At 63.5% G+C, this 15,417-nt stretch carries 8 protein-coding genes and 1 pseudogene; 5 read left to right on the top strand and 4 right to left on the bottom strand.

Annotated elements, in window-relative coordinates; translation table 11 throughout:
- Positions 1-100: 100 nt before the first annotated feature.
- Positions 101-1,075 carry an MBL fold metallo-hydrolase gene (locus N5J71_RS00255; protein WP_279533669.1) on the bottom strand — a complete coding sequence of 325 codons (975 nt, stop codon included), beginning with the start codon at positions 1,073-1,075 and terminating at the stop codon, positions 101-103.
- A 226-nt stretch (positions 1,076-1,301) separates the two neighbouring features.
- On the opposite strand from N5J71_RS00255, the gene N5J71_RS00250 reads away from it, so the two are divergent.
- On the top strand, positions 1,302-1,796 hold the full coding sequence (locus N5J71_RS00250) for a phosphate-starvation-inducible protein PsiE (protein ID WP_003462362.1): 495 nt from the start codon (positions 1,302-1,304) through the stop codon (positions 1,794-1,796).
- 15 nt (positions 1,797-1,811) lie between these two features.
- Here N5J71_RS00250 and N5J71_RS00245 read toward each other — a convergent pair whose 3' ends face one another.
- Positions 1,812-4,442 (bottom strand): DEAD/DEAH box helicase, encoded by a 2,631-nt coding sequence (locus tag N5J71_RS00245; protein ID WP_279916037.1) that lies wholly within the window; start codon positions 4,440-4,442, stop codon positions 1,812-1,814.
- Positions 4,443-4,551: 109 nt separating this feature from the next.
- A pseudogene (locus N5J71_RS00240) lies at positions 4,552-4,914 on the bottom strand (AraC family transcriptional regulator); the annotation flags it as partial.
- Positions 4,915-5,425: 511 nt separating this feature from the next.
- On the opposite strand from N5J71_RS00240, the gene bglX reads away from it, so the two are divergent.
- The 4 genes from bglX (at position 5,426) to N5J71_RS00220 (ending at position 12,771) form a co-directional block, all read left to right on the top strand.
- The gene (gene bglX / locus N5J71_RS00235; protein WP_279916036.1) at positions 5,426-7,720 is read left to right on the top strand and encodes a beta-glucosidase BglX; all 2,295 of its coding nucleotides are present in this window, start codon (positions 5,426-5,428) and stop codon (positions 7,718-7,720) included.
- Positions 7,721-7,980: 260 nt separating this feature from the next.
- Complete coding sequence (locus N5J71_RS00230) at positions 7,981-9,516, top strand: glucan biosynthesis protein G (protein ID WP_279916158.1); 1,536 nt, start codon at positions 7,981-7,983, stop codon at positions 9,514-9,516.
- Entirely contained in the window at positions 9,509-12,049 is a 2,541-nt protein-coding gene (gene mdoH / locus N5J71_RS00225) for a glucans biosynthesis glucosyltransferase MdoH (protein WP_279916035.1), read from the top strand. The genes N5J71_RS00230 and mdoH overlap by 8 nt, the downstream gene beginning before the upstream one ends.
- A 191-nt stretch (positions 12,050-12,240) precedes the next feature.
- Positions 12,241-12,771, top strand: coding sequence for a cytochrome b (locus tag N5J71_RS00220; protein ID WP_279916034.1), 531 nt, complete (start codon positions 12,241-12,243; stop codon positions 12,769-12,771).
- Positions 12,772-13,381: 610 nt separating this feature from the next.
- Here the strand turns inward: N5J71_RS00220 and N5J71_RS00215 are convergent.
- Complete coding sequence (locus tag N5J71_RS00215) at positions 13,382-15,268, bottom strand: DEAD/DEAH box helicase (protein ID WP_003462350.1); 1,887 nt, start codon at positions 15,266-15,268, stop codon at positions 13,382-13,384.
- Positions 15,269-15,417: the final 149 nt, after the last annotated feature.

The raw sequence follows: 15,417 nt of genomic DNA, 5'->3' as shown, positions 1-15,417 counted from the left end.
TCATCTGCCTTCATGCGTGTCTGTTGGTAACTGTTTATTTATACAGTGATTCAAGCATAAAGAACTCGCTACCGTTTTGCCAGCAGCGAGTGTCGAGAATTCAGCGGTCGCTACGGATCGGGCTGAACTCGACGGGTACCCAGGCGTAGCCTTGGGCTTCCTTGCGTACGTGGCCCAGGCCGGGGAAGGGCAGGTGCGCACCAGCGACCCACAGCTTGTCTGTGGCCGCTTCGGCCAGGATGCGTTGGCGGGATTGCCTGGCCTGGTCGCTGTCGACATCGAACTCGATGACCACTTCAGGCTTGGCGAACTGCACGGCGTGGTTATGCAGAATGTCGCCCCATACCAGCAGGCTCTGTCCACCCGATTTGAACAGGTAAGAGGTATGTCCGGGCGTGTGTCCTGGGCTCGCTACCAGGCTGACGCCAGGCAACAATTCGCCTTCTGTCTTGTAGGGCTTGAGCTTGTTCATCTTGGCATAGGGTGCGACTGCCTGTTGCGCCATCTTGAACATGCCCTGCATGCCTTCGGGGGCCTTGGCCATGGTCGCCTCGTCTAGCCAGAATTCAGCTTCCGCCTGCGGCACCTCCACGGTCGCGTTGGGGTAGGCCGGGCTGCCGTCGGCGTTGACCAGGCCGCAGGCATGGTCCGGGTGCAGGTGGGTGAGCAGCACGGTATCCACCTGCTCCGGCTGGTAGCCGGATGCCTTGAGGTTGGTCTGCACCACGCCGAGAGTCGGGCCGAAGCACTGGGCGGCGCCGGTATCGATCAGCACCAGGTTGTCGCCGGTGTTGATCAGGTAGGCGTTGACTGCAGTCTGCACGCCTTTCTCGGACGCCACGAACATGCGTGCCAGCAGCGATTGCAGGTCCTTGTCATCGATGCCCTTGAGCAGGCTGGCAGGCAGGTCGACGTAGCCGTCATACAGAGCGGTGACTTCGAAGTCACCGAGTGCCATACGGTAGTAGCCCGGTACCTGGGTCTTCTGTTGTGCCGGTGCGGCCGCCTGCAGCGGCAGGCTGACCAGGGCGATCATGGCGGACGACAATGCGGTGCTCAGCGAGAAAAGACGCATGGGGGATCCTTCATTGAGAGTGGCGATGCCGTAGTGTGCGACGCGTCGGGGTATCTTGGCGAGCCTGTGCTGTCAGTCTCAGCCTCGTCGCGGTCGGCTGGAGCGTGCCAAATCGTCACATCGCAGCGGCATCCTCGGGCTGGTCTTTTTTCTGCATGATTGTTTCTTGCGAATACCCGAGGTGGGGATTCGGGGTGGTTTGTCAGGTCTCGTGGGGAGTTGAAGGATGAATTGGGCTGAGCGCTTGCGCGAAAACATGCACGGTCTGGCGGAGTCGCTGGGCAATCTGCTGATGGAGGCCTTTCATTACCTGGCCTTGTTCGCCATTGGGGCTATCACGGCCTGGGCGGGAGTGATGGCCTTCATCGGCATGCTGGAGAAGGGCCACATCACGGTCGATGATATTCTGCTGCTGTTCATCTACCTGGAATTGGCGGCGATGGTGGGGATCTATTTCAAGACCAACCACATGCCGATCCGCTTCATGATCTACGTGGCGATCACGGCGCTGACCCGTTTGCTGATCTCCGACATTTCCCACACGCACAAGCCGACCTGGGGCGTGGTGATGGTTTCCGGGGCGATCCTGCTGCTGGCTTTGGCGATTCTGGTGGTGCGCTACGCCTCGTCGCGCTTTCCGGCCGTGGCCGGCCCGCACCCCCGCAGCAAGGCGCGCAACCGTGAGGATGCCGAGGCCGAGCGCGACGATACCTCGGATTGAGTCACCGTTGCGCTGTCAGTCGAGCGGCGCGAACAGCGCCGCCAGATCGTCCTCGTTCAGTTGCCACTGGCCCTGGCTGCCGCCGTCGAGTACGCCCCTGGCCAGGTTGGCCTTGGTTTGCTGCAGTTGCTGGATCTTCTCTTCGACGCTGCCACGGGTGATCAGTTTGTAGACGAATACCGGCTTGTCCTGGCCGATGCGGTAGGCGCGGTCGCTGGCCTGGGCCTCGGCGGCCGGGTTCCACCAGGGATCGAAGTGAATCACGGTATCGGCGGCGGTCAGGTTGAGGCCGCTGCCGCCGGCCTTGAGGCTGATCAGGAACACCGGAAACTCTCCCGCCTGGAAGCGTTGTACCGGTGTGCGTCGGTCCTGGGTGCTGCCGGTCAGTTTCGCGTAGGCAATCTTGCGCGTCTGCAATTCCGCCTCGATCAGGGCCAGCATCGAGGTGAACTGGGAGAACAGCAGCACGCGGCGGCCTTCGTCGACCAGCTCCTGGAGCATGTCCAGCAGGGCGCTGAGTTTGCCCGAATCACTGGCGCTCAACTCGCCGTTGTCGTCACCCAGCAGACGCAGGTCGCAGCAGCTTTGGCGTAGGCGCAGCAGGGCTTCGAGGATGACGATATGGCTGCGTGCCAGACCCTGGCGGGTGATTTCCTCGCGCACCTTCTTGTCCATGGCCAGGCGCAGGGTTTCGTAGCGGTCACGCTGCAGCTGGGTCAGCTCGACCCAGTGGGTGATCTCGGTCTTCGGCGGCAGTTCGCTGGCCACCTGCTCCTTGTTGCGGCGCAGCAGGAAGGGGCGAATGCGCCCGTTCAGGTGATTGAGGCGCTGGGCGTCGCCGCGTTTCTCGATGGGCGTGCGGTAGTCACGGGTGAAGGCTTTGGCATCCCCCAGCCAGCCGGGCATGAGGAAATGGAACAGTGACCACAGCTCGCCCAGGTGGTTTTCCAGTGGCGTGCCGGTCAGGCACAGGCGCAGCTCGGCCTGTATCTGAGCCGCTGCGGTGGCCGCCTTGCTGCGCGGGTTCTTGATGTTCTGCGCTTCGTCGAGGATCAGCAGGCGGTAGCGGTGTTGATTCAGCGCCTTGAGGTCGCGTGGCAGCAGGGCGTAGGTGGTGAGGATCAGATCGTGCTCGGTGATCTCTTCGAACAGCGCCTTGCGCTTGCTGCCATGCAGTGCCAATACGCGCAACTGCGGGGTGAAGCGCGCCGCTTCGTCCTGCCAGTTGGGAATCAGGCTGGTGGGCATGACGATCAGCGCGGGCTTGTCGAGACGACCCGCCTGTTTCTCGCAGAGGATATGCGCCAGGGTCTGCAGGGTCTTGCCCAGGCCCATGTCGTCGGCCAGCACGCCACCGACGCGCAGTTCGGCCAGGGTTTGCATCCAGTTCAGGCCCTGCAGCTGATAGCTGCGCAGTTCGGCCTGCAAGCCCGCGGGTGGTGAGACTTCACGCACTGCCAGACTTTGCAGGCGTTGGGCGAAACCGCGCAGTTCATCGCCGCCTTGCCAGCTGAGTTCAGGACCCTGCGCCAGTTCGGCCAGGCGCGCGGCGTCGGCGCGACCCAGGCGCAGCGGCAGATGGTCGTCGCCAGGGTCGCGGAAATACAGCTCGCCGAGCGTGGCCAGCAGCGGCTTCAGGCGGGCGAAGGGCAGGGCGATGCGTTTGCCGCCCTGCGGCAGGCTGACCAGCAGGCGGTCTTCGTCGGCGCGCTGGGCCAGCGCCTCGGGCGCCAGCAGCCAGGGCGTGCGGCGAATGGCCTGGAGCAGGATCGGCAGCAGACTCAGGCGCTGGCCTTCAACTTCGATGCCCAGCTCCAGATCGAACCAGTTCTGCTGCGGGTCTTCCTCGACCTCGGCGTACCAGTCGTCGACCTCGGCGAGGTTGTACTGGAAGTCCGGGCGCATGTGGATTTGCCAGCCTTCGGCGCGCAGCTGCGGCAGTTGCTGCTGGACGAAATCCAGCCAGTCGCGCTCGCGCTCCAGTTCGAACGGCTCGCCGGCTTCGGCCGGCAGCGCTTCGCTCTGGCGCAACGCCACCTGCAGGCCGAGGCCTTCCAGGCGCTTGCGTAGGGCGGCTTCGGCAGCGCCGTCGCGGATCAGGCGCAGGTTGCTGTGTTCGTCCAGGCGCTTGACCAGGTCCTTGGGCGGTTTGCCGAAGACCTTGTGCCCGGCGTAGTCGAAGGCCAGCGCCGCACGGTGCTGGGTTTGCTCCTGCATGCGCCCCTTGCGTGCGTCGAAATGTACACGCACCTGGCTGCCCAGGCTGAGGATGGCGGTGGGCGCGATGCCTTCCAGGCGCGTTTCCGCCAGCTCCTTGTCCGCCACGATGATGTCGGAGAGGTCACTGCCGGCGCGTTGCTGGGCCTCAAGGGTGAGCAGCGCGGCGACCACGTGCTTGCAGTTGAAACCGACCGGGCAGTTGCAGTGGCCGGTCACGCTCCATTTGCGTCCATAGGGATGCAGGGTGATGCGCTGCTGATAGGTCTGCCCAGCCGAGCCACGGCAATTGGCGAGCAGGCTGCTGTCTTTGAGGCTGAGCAGCTTGCTGCGCTTTTCCTCGGCGTAGCCGTGGCCGCGACGCAGGTCACCGGCACCGAACTCCGAGCGCCAGTCTTCCTGGCGTAGCTGGTGGATATCCAGGGGCATCAACGAAGCCCCGTGGCAACAATGGATGGGCGCATGACTGGGCCGTGGCAATGCAAAGCCGCAGATTTTCGCATAGCCGCGTGGCGATTAGCAGGCGTTGTCAGCAGATTGCCGACAGCAGGCGTTCGCCCGGCTCCTGCCAGTCGAGAGTACAGAGCTGGCGGAAGCGCGCGGACTGCTCGGTATCCTCGAGAAAGGTCGCTTCTGCCAGTTGCAGGCTGCGTGGTTCGCGGTCGAGCAGGGCCACCGCACCGAGGGCGAACTGTTCCTGCTCGATGTAAAGGTGGGCGAGTTGAATCTCGCCGTTGATGACCCAGGCCGACTGGTGTTCGGCCGGCAGGATGCACAGTTTGTCCGGTGCGCCCTTGTTGCCCGGCTGCTCGCGGCGAAAGGTGCCGGTGCCGCCGGCCAGGTAGCAGGACAGCGTGTGATGACTGGGCGCCAGGTAGTCGCGCGCATCATGGGCATTGCTCTAGCAGGCTGTTGAAAAACTATCTGCGTTGCCACTGCTGCGTTAAAAACAGGCTCGTGCGCGAGTCCGATCAAAATGCTCATTTACAGCTCGTAAAGTCGAGCGCGACTCCGACCGTTTTTCGCCTGTTTTTGTGGGGCCGCCATCGGTATTGCATTGGCTGCCTCGCCTACGTTTTTCAACGGCCTGCTAGCGCGCCAAGGCCATGCCATTACCCAGCTCGGCCAAGGCGTGCAGGCACGCGTTGGGCGAGCGACTCATGCTCTGGAATACCTGCTGACGTTCGAATTACGCCATCACCTTCTCCCTGATGCGGCCATGCTACGCCTGCTGGCAGGCAAAACCAGTGATGCCCCATAAAAGCGCAATTTTGCGCAAGGCGGGCGTCGTAATACCTGGCACGCCGTTGAGTGGCAGCGGTTTTTTTGCATGGAGCCAAGGCGCGGTGCAAGGACTCGGAGTATCGTGGCGACCATTCAGACAATGACCTGTATCCAGGATGCCGCACCCGATGAAATACCTGCGCCAGTTCGCTCTCGTTTCTGCCCTGTTCGCGCCCAACTTGCTGGTCGCTGCGCCATCGATGGATGACAAATCGGCTTTCATCGCCGACCTGGTCGAACGCATGACCCTGGAGGAAAAGGTCGGCCAGCTGCGCCTGATCAGCATCGGTGGCGACATGCCGCGCGAACGCATTCGCGAGGAAATGACAGCGGGGCGCATCGGCGCCACCTTCAATTCGGTGGTGCGCCCGGAGAACCGTCCGATGCAGGAGGCTGCCTTGCGCAGCCGCCTGGGCATCCCGGTGTTCTTCGCTTACGACATCATCCATGGTCATCGCACCACCTTCCCCATCGGGCTGGGCTTGGCCTCGAGCTGGGACATTGCCGCCATCGAGAACAGTGCCCGGGTCGCGGCTTTCGAGGCCAGTGCCGATGGTCTGGACATGACCTTCGCGCCGACGGTGGACATTTCCCGCGATCCGCGCTGGGGGCGCACGTCCGAAGGCTTCGGTGAAGACCCCTACCTGGTGTCGCGCATCGCCGCAGCCATGGTGCGCGGTTACCAGGGCGCTGACCCCAGCGATCCGCAGCGCATCATGGCCAGCGTCAAGCACTTCGCTCTGTACGGTGCGGTGGAAGGAGGGCGCGACTACAACGTGGTCGACATGAGCCCGATGCGCATGTACCAGGATTACCTGCCGCCCTATCGCGCTGCCATCGATGCCGGCGCCGGCGGGGTGATGGTCGCGCTCAACGCAATCAACGGCGTGCCGGCCTCGGCCAATACCTGGCTGCTGCGTGATCTGCTGCGCCGCGACTGGGGCTTCAAGGGCGTGGCGCTCAGTGACCACGGTGCGATCACCGAACTGCTACGCCATGGTGTGGCCGCCGATGGCCGTGAGGCTGCGAAACTGGCCGTCACGGCAGGTGTCGGCATGAGCATGGCTGACACGCTCTACGATCAGCAGCTGCCTGCTTTGGTGCGCAGCGGCGCGGTGCCGCAGAGCGTGCTGGATGAAGCCGTCAACCATGTACTGAACACCAAGTACGACCTTGGCCTGTTCCACGATCCGTTCCGCCGCATCGGCCGCGCCGAAGACGACCCGGCCGACGTCAATGCCGAAAGCCGCCTGCACCGCGCCGATGCGCGGGCCATGGCACGCGACTCCCTGGTGCTGCTGGAAAACCATGACGACACCCTGCCGCTGAGCAAGAAGGCCACTGTCGCCTTGATCGGCCCGCTCGCCGATTCGCCCGTGGACATGCTCGGCAGTTGGTCGGCGGTCGGTGTGGCCCAGCAGGCAGTGACCCTGCGCAAGGGCATGGAGGCGGCGCTGCAAGGTCAGGGCAAGCTGCTCTACGCCGTCGGTGCCAACGTCACCGACGATGCCCATGTGATCAATTACCTCAACCAGCTCAATTGGGACCGCCCTGAAGTCGTGCTGGACAAGCGCACGCCGCAGGCGATGCTGGAGGAGGCTGTGCGTGTGGCATCCCAGGCTGACGTCATCGTTGCAGCAGTGGGCGAAGCTCGTGGCATGTCGCATGAGTCGTCCAGTCGCACGCGTCTGGATCTGCCGGACAGCCAGCAGGCCCTGCTGCGTGCGCTCAAGGCCACCGGCAAGCCGCTGGTGCTGGTGCTGATGAACGGCCGGCCGCTGGCGCTCGGCTGGGAGAAGGAAAACGCCGATGCGATACTGGAGACCTGGTACAGCGGTATCGAGGGCGGCAACGCCATCGCCGACGTGCTGTTCGGTGAGCACAACCCCTCCGGCAAGCTGCCGATCACCTTCCCGCGTTCGGTCGGGCAGATTCCCACCTACTACAATCATCTGCGCCTGGGCCGTCCGTACACGCCCGGCACGCCTGGCAACTACACCTCGCAGTATTTCGAGGAGCCCAACGGCCCGTTGTATCCGTTTGGCTACGGTCTGAGCTACAGCGACTTCCAACTGTCGGCGCCGAAGCTGTCTGCCGAGCGCATGAAGCCGGGCGAGAAGATCCGTGTCAGCGTCACCCTGAAGAACGCCGGGCCTCGGGCTGGCGCCACCGTGGTGCAGCTGTATCTGCACGACGAGGCCGCGTCGGTGATCCGTCCGGTGAAGGAACTCAAGGATTTTCGCAGGGTCAAGCTTGAGGCAGGCGAAACGCGTGAGCTGAGTTTCGAGATCGACGAAGCCATGCTGCGTTTCTACAACGCCAACCTGCAGCATGTCAGTGAGCCAGGCGCCTTCCGTGTTCAGCTGGGGCTGGATTCGCAGAGCGTGCAGGAGGCGCGTTTCGAACTGTTGTCACGCCAATGAGGGCGTGGTCCAAGGTGGCGGAAAATTTACTTGTGTGGGTACCTGTGCCGGACTTCACGATCTGGTAATAATGCGCAGAAAGAATCCGCGCATGCGGGGATGTCGCCGTCCGGCTGACTACCTGTATCGCGCTCGCGTTGTCTTTGCATCATTCGCCTGATTTCAACTCGCGCAGCGACCGCCTGATGGGCTGGCCGCTGCCCGTCAGTACGTGTTGCCCTGGAGGTTGTGTGTCGATGAGTCGTTGTTCTGGAACCCGTATGGGCAAGGCCGGCAAGCTGGCCCTCTGCGTGCTCCCGCTGTTGTTCGCTGCCCAGAGCTGGGCCTTCGATCTGGATGATGTGGCGGTCAAGGCCAAGGCTCTGGCTGCAGAAGGCTACAGTGCCCCGCAAAGCCAGTTGCCCGCTTCGCTGCGTGAGCTGCCGTTCGCCGGCTATCAAAAGGTGCGCTTCCTCGAAGAGAAGGCACACTGGGCGGATGGCAAGACGCCGTTTCGGCTGTACTTCTTTCACCAGGGCATGCACTTCGATGTGCCGGTGAAGATCAATGAGGTGACCGCCGAGGGTACTCGCGAGATCAAGTACGACCCGTCGATGTTCGACTTCGGCGACCTCAATCTGAACCCGGACGACCTCAAGGATCTCGGTTTTGCCGGCTTCAAGGTCATCAACGAGATCAATGCCAAAGGTACGCACGACGAAGTGATGAGCGTGCTCGGCGCCAGCTACTTCCGCATCGTCGGCAAGGGGCAGGTGTTCGGTCTTTCCGCGCGCGGTCTGGCCATCGACACGGCGCTGCCATCGGGTGAGGAATTTCCGCGTTTCACCGAATTCTGGATCGAAAAGCCGCAGCCCGACCGCCGCAGCCTGGTGATCTACGCATTGCTTGATTCGCCACGGGCCACCGGCGCCTACCGCATGGAAATCAAACCGGGCCGCGACAGCGTGCTCGACGTGCAATCGAAGGTCTACCTGCGCGAGAACGTCGAGAAACTCGGCATCGCGCCGCTGACCAGCATGTACCTGTTCGGTGCCAACCAACCCTGGCCACGCCCCAACTACCGTCCGCAACTGCATGATTCCGAGGGCCTGGGGATTCATGCCGGCAACGGCGAGTGGATCTGGCGTCCGCTGAACAACCCGCAGCGCCTGAATGTCAGCAGCTACCGTATCGACAACCCGCGTGGTTTCGGCCTGATGCAGCGCAGTCGTGATTTCAGCCAGTATCAGGATCTCGATGATCGCTACGAGCTGCGGCCGAGCGGCTGGGTGGAGACCGTCGGTGATTGGGGGGCCGGCCATGTCGAGCTGGTGGAAATTCCCACCCCGGATGAAACCAACGACAACATCGTCGCCCTGTGGCGCCCGGAGAAGCTGCCGGCGCCGGGTGAGTCGCTGGATGTGGCCTATCGCCTACACTTCAGCCGTGACGATGCCAAACTGCACGATCCGCAACTGGCCATGGTCAGTCAGACCCGTCTGTCGGAGGGTGATATCAAGCAGGCCAACCTGATTCGCCAGGCCGATGGCAGCACCGCGCTGGTGATCGATTTTGTCGGTAAGGAACTGGCCAAGCGCTCGCCTGATGCGGCACCGCAGGTACAGGTCAGTGTCGATGACAACGCCGAGTTGCTGGAAGAGAACCTGCGTTACAACCCGGTGAGCAAAGGCTGGCGTCTGTTGCTGCGGGTCAAGATCAAGGACCCGGCGCAGCCGGTGGAGATGCGTGCCGCGCTGGTCGAGGACGGCAAGCCTGTGTCGGAAACCTGGAGCTATCAGCTGCCTTCTCATGAATAACAGCCTAGACGCTACTCAGATCCAGGATTACCTGGGCGAACTACCGCTCGATCATGAGCGCCGGCAAGCACTGGCTCATCGCCTGGAAGAGCAGGGCGGCGATTTTGCCACCCTGCATCGTGCCTTGCACGAGGACGACCTTGCGGCCGCCGAGCCTCAGGACGAAACCCGCGAGATGCTCGAGTCGGTGCCAGCCCGCCTGGCGCTGGGCTGGCCGGATGCACTTGAGCGTGGCTGCCGCATCGTCCGGGATCATCAGGGCCGGCCCACCATCGATTCGACGCCGCCGATCAAGCGCACGCGCATGGTGCCGGAGCCCTGGCAGACCAATATCCTGGATCGCGGCTGGCGCCGTCTGAAGGGCGAGAAACCCGCCCCGCGACCTCGTACACGTGAGAGCGAAGACTTCGCCGAAGAGCGTTGGCGGCATGTCGCGGCGGTGCGTCGTGCCGCGCTGCTGGTATTGATGATCACGCAGACCGTGGTCGCTACCTGGTACATGAAGTCAGTGCTGCCCTATCAGGGCTGGTCGCTAGTCGATCTGGGCCTGGTGTTCGAGCAGCCGTGGCAGGAATCGGCACGGCAGATTCTGCCTTATGTAGTGCAGACCAGCATCCTGGCGCTGTTCGCCCTGTTGTTCTGCTGGGTGTCGATGGGCTTCTGGACTGCGCTGATGGGCTTCTTCCAGTTGCTCAAGGGCCGCGATCGTTACAGCATCTCGGCCAGCAGCTGCGGTGATGAACCCATTTCACCCCGGGCGCGCACTGCGCTGGTCATGCCGATTGCCAACGAGCACGTGCCGAGTGTGTTCGCCGGCCTGCGGGCGACCTTCGAATCGCTCAAGGCTACCGGGCAACTGGAGCATTTCGATTTCTTCATCCTCAGTGACAGTAACGACCCGGATATCTGCGTCGCCGAACAGCAGGCCTGGATGGAGCTGTGCAGTGAGGTGGAAGGCTTCGACCATATCTTCTACCGCCGTCGTCGCCGTCGGGTGAAGCGCAAGAGCGGCAACATCGACGACTTCTGCCGTCGTTGGGGCAGCAACTACCGTTACATGGTGGTGCTCGATGCCGACAGCGTGATGAGCGGCGAATGCCTGACCCGCCTGGTACGCCTGATGGAGGCCAACCCGGGTGCCGGCATCATCCAGACCGCGCCCAAGGCGTCCGGGATGGACACCCTTTATGCGCGGCTGCAACAGTTCGCCACCAGCGTCTACGGGCCGCTGTTCACGGCTGGCCTCAACTTCTGGCAGCTGGGTGAGTCGCACTACTGGGGCCACAACGCGATCATTCGGGTCAAACCCTTCATCGAGCACTGCGCCCTGGCGCCGCTGCCGGGCACCGGTTCCTTCGCCGGCGCGATCCTCTCCCACGATTTCGTCGAAGCCGCGCTGATGCGCCGCGCCGGTTGGGGTGTATGGATCGCCTACGACCTGCCGGGCAGTTATGAAGAGCTGCCGCCGAACCTGCTCGACGAGCTCAAGCGTGACCGCCGCTGGTGCCACGGCAACCTGATGAACTTCCGCCTGTTCCTGGTGCGTGGCATGCACGCGGTACACCGCGTGGTGTTTCTCACCGGGGTCATGTCCTACCTGTCCGCGCCGCTGTGGCTGTTGTTCCTGGTGCTCTCGACCTGCCTGCTGGCGATTCATACGCTGATGGTGCCGGAGTACTTCCTGCAGCCCAACCAGCTCTATCCGCTGTGGCCGCGCTGGCAGCCACACGAGGCCATCGCCCTGTTCTCGGCGACCATGACCTTGCTGTTCCTGCCCAAGTTGCTTAGCGTGCTGCTGATCTGGATCAAGGGCGCGGAGGCCTACGGTGGTCGCACGCGGGTGCTGTTGTCGATGCTGCTGGAGGCCTCCTGCTCGGTGCTGCTGGCGCCGGTGCGCATGCTGTTCCACAGCCTGTTCGTCACCGCCGCCTTCCTCGGTTGGTCGGTGCAGTGGAACTCGCCGCAGCGCGTGGATGACTCGACCCCCTGGAGCGAAGCCTTCCGCCGTCATGGCACCCAGGTGCTGATCGGACTCAGCTGGACGGCGCTGGTGGCCTGGCTCAACCCGGACTTCCTCTGGTGGCTGGCACCTATCGTCATTTCACTGGTGCTGTCGCCGGTGGTCTCGGTGCTGACCAGCCGCACGGCACCGGGCCTGGCAGCACGGCGCAGCAAGCTGTTCCTGATTCCGGAAGAACACAAGGTGCCGGTGGAGCTGAGCAACACCGCCGAGTACGAGCAACTGAACAGCTCACGGGCTCTGCGCAAGGGCTTCCTGCGTGCAGTGGTCGACCCGCTGTACAACGCCCTGGTCTGCGCCATGGCCCGTGCCCGCCACGCCAAGGTGGTGCCTGCTGCCGAAGCGCTGCGCAACGAGCGTATCGATGAGATCCTCAGCGCCGGACCTGAGGGTAAGGTCGAGGCGACCCGCTGGCGTCTGCTCAACGATCCTGACGGCATGGCGCGCCTGCACGCGCGCATCTGGCAGGAGCCGCAATATCACGCCTGGCGCGAAGCCCTGCGCGACGCCTGATCATCCGTCACGCCCCCGCCTGCCGGGGGCGTGACGTGATGCCCTTCTGACATACCCGCTAACATCTATAGGCGCATCAACGTTCTGCTGCGCGGCACCATTGCGTCTGGGGCGGGTCTTTGCCTCGGATGGGGCATTCCGCCGTCTGGCCCGAACACCGTTTTCGTACATGACATTGGAGAGGAACCACGATGTCGAATCTGCATGATTCCGCGCAGCGCTATGGTGCGGTTACACGCTGGCTGCACTGGGGTATGGCCGTTGTGCTGGGGTGGCAGTTCGTCACCGTACTGGCCCATGTCCTGCTGGAAGACAGCGCGCTGGACAAGTTCGCCTGGGGCACGCACAAGGCAACAGGACTGCTGCTGATGGTGCTGGTGGTGATTCGTCTGCTTTGGGCGTTTTACAACCGCAACCGCCGTCCCGCCGCAGTCAGCATCCCGGCGCGCCTTGGGCATCTGGCCCTGTATGCACTGCTGTTCGTGATTCCTTTTGTCGCGCTGCTGCGTCAGTACGGCTCGGGCCGGGAGTTCGTGGCATTCGGCATGACCGTCATGCCCGGTTTTGACGGCAAGATCGAGTGGATGATTGCTCCAGCTGGCCTGTTGCATGGCAACCTGGGCTGGCTGTTGCTGTTCATGGTGATTGGCCATGCCGCCATGGCCTTTGTCCATCGCCGTCAGGGCGGTGAGGATGTATTGGCGCGAATGATCGGTCGCTGAAGCAGTCGTCTATGGCGAATGTCTTACAGGCGATAACGGCAACCGCCACTGTTGCCCGTGCGGGCCGATCACTAATCTACAGCCATCCCCTGCAGCGACGGATCGCTGAGGATTACGGAAGATGACCATGCCAGGAAGGCTGCCGACAGGATGTTGGATGGTTGAGAAGAAACCCGCTTCGGCGGTTTTTTTGTTGCCTGTAAAAAGTGTCAGGTCATAACGAGAGCCTGATCAATCGCCTAGCTCCAGCGTTTTAGGCGTGGCGCTGACCTGAAAAGCTTCGCCCCGAGGCGGGGCTCCTACGCAAGGCTGCTTTTGGTGCTGCAATTGGACGAAGCCCGACGCCATGCCGCGAACCCGTAGGAGCGGCGCCTCGCCGCGAATCTGGGCGGCGCTGACGCCAACAGCTTCGCCCTGGGGCGGGGCTCCTACGCCAGACTGCTTTTGGTGCTGCAATTGGACGAAGCCCGACGTCATGCCGCGAACCCGTAGGAGCGGCGCCTCGCCGCGAATCTGCGCCGCGCTGACGCCAACAGCTTCGCCCCGGGGCGGGGCTCCTACGCAAGGCTGCTTTGTGAGCCTCCTGGGCGCGGAGTATTCGCCGGGCGTTCTAGCTGGCCAGGCACTGCGTCGCACCCTGCGCCTTGCGCGTGTACCACAGCACCCGGCTTACGCCACGGGTGATGGCGACGTAGGCCAGGCGCCGGGCTTCGTCCTGCATGGCCTGGTCGTAGCTGCCGGCGAAGAAACCGCACTGGGCGTAGAGCGCGTTGCGCAGCGGGTGTTTGTCCGCCGGCAGGCAGTCGTCGAGGATGATCGCCACTTCGGCCTGCAGGCCCTTGGCGCGGTGGATGGTCATGGCTCTGACCGGCAGCGTCTTGTCCAACTGCGCGCGCACCTGCTGCAGAGGCTCGTTGCGCCGGCTGAGCAGCAGCACGGCGGTGCGATCTGCATTGGGGCGCTGGCTGACGTGTTGGCACTGCGCGGTAATTTCCTGGAGCAGCGCCGGCAGGCCGCTGGCCAGGTCGAAGCGCTGGATCAGCTTGACGCCATGGTCGCCCGGTTGCATTGCCTTGGCCGCTATGCAGGTCTTGGCCTGCTTGCTGTGTACCTCGGCCAGCACCTTCTCGCCATCGCGGATCACCGGCTCGATGCTGCGGTAGTTGGTGCCCAGCAGCAGGGTGCTGCTCTTGCTGCGGCCACGGCTGGGGAAGTGGCGGTCGAAATCGATGAACAGCTCCGGCGAGCTGCCGCGCCAACCGTAGATCGACTGCCAGTCGTCGCCGATGGCCATCAGGCTGATGCGTTCGCCCGCCGCATGCAGGCGGCGATGCACGGCCTGCAGCCACAGCACGATCTGCGGTGAGATGTCCTGGAATTCGTCGATCAGCAGGTGGCTCAGGGCGAGCAGGGCCGGGCCGGATTTGCCGCCGTCGCTGCTCAGCCGCTCGCTCAGCTGCGCAAAAGCGCCGTTGAAACTGATCAACCCCTGGCCTTGCAACAGGGCGTTGAAGTGCTGGTGGAAACGCTGCATGGCCTCGATGAAGTCGCGTTCGCGGGGCGCGCAATCGAGGGCTTTCACCTCCAGACGGTCGAGGCGAATCCCCAGGCTCTCGGCGAAGTCGATCTGCCCGTGCAGCAGTTCGAACAGCGGCAGGGCGGCGAATTCGCCAGGCAACTTGCAGGCATCCAGGGGCGCCTTGGCTTTGCCCTTGGGCGGCTCTTCTGGGGCCGGTAACTTGAGCAGGCGGTGAGTCAGGGCGCGAAAGCGCGCATCGTCGGCGTAGGCGCTCTGGTAGGCCTGCTTGAGCAGGCGCTGCTGTGCGGGGCGCAAGCGCCCGCCAGTGAGCGGGTTGTCCGGCTCGTCGCTGGGGTCGTCCAGTTGCTCGAACCAGCGCGGGTTGCCCAGCTGTTCCTTGGCCAGCGTGGCCATGGCCGCATGGAAGGTGCGCACGCACTGGCGTGCATCGTGCGGGTAGTGCCAGAAGTCGAGCAGGCGTTGCAGGCGCTCGCGCAGTTCGTGGCAGGAGGCGTTGGTGAAGGAGATCACCGTCAGGCGCTTGGGGTCGACCTCCAGGTGACAGAGCAGGAACACCACACGCAGTACCAGCGTGCTCGACTTGCCCGAGCCGGCGCCGGCGAAGATGCGTGCCAGCGGCGCACGGCAGAGGATCATCGCCCATTGTTCGTCCGACGGTGCGCCGATCAGCCTGGCGTTCACCGCCTGCGCCACGCGTTCGCGCATCGCCTGTACCTGAGCGTCTTCGACCTTCAACCGGGTGGCAGGGTAGATGCCGGCAGGGCCAGGTTTACCGCTGTCAGTCTTGCGGCCGCTGGCTTTCTTGTCGCCAGTGGACTTCTTCTTACTTTGCTTGCGTGCAGGTTTACGTGGCTGCGCGGCTTCGCGCTCGGCACGCAGGTAGGCGGTGGTGTGAGGGAAGTAGCGGGCGAGGGCGCTGGACAGCAATTGTTTGTAGCGCGCGACAGCAGAAAGCATGCGTTGAGAATGACCTGATGGATAAAGCCCGCATGATAAAGCCTGCAGCGCGATGGCAGGCAGTGATGGCGCAGCGATAAATGCGCAACTTTGTGCAAGCGCCCGACGAGTATCGCTTCCAGACTGTGCTCAGTCTTGGGAGATACTCG

This window comes from Ectopseudomonas oleovorans (genome assembly GCF_029845265.1).
Lineage (GTDB): Bacteria > Pseudomonadota > Gammaproteobacteria > Pseudomonadales > Pseudomonadaceae > Aquipseudomonas > Aquipseudomonas oleovorans.
The sequence above is the reverse complement of the archived record's forward strand: the minus strand, read 5'-3'. Positions and strand labels throughout refer to the sequence as shown.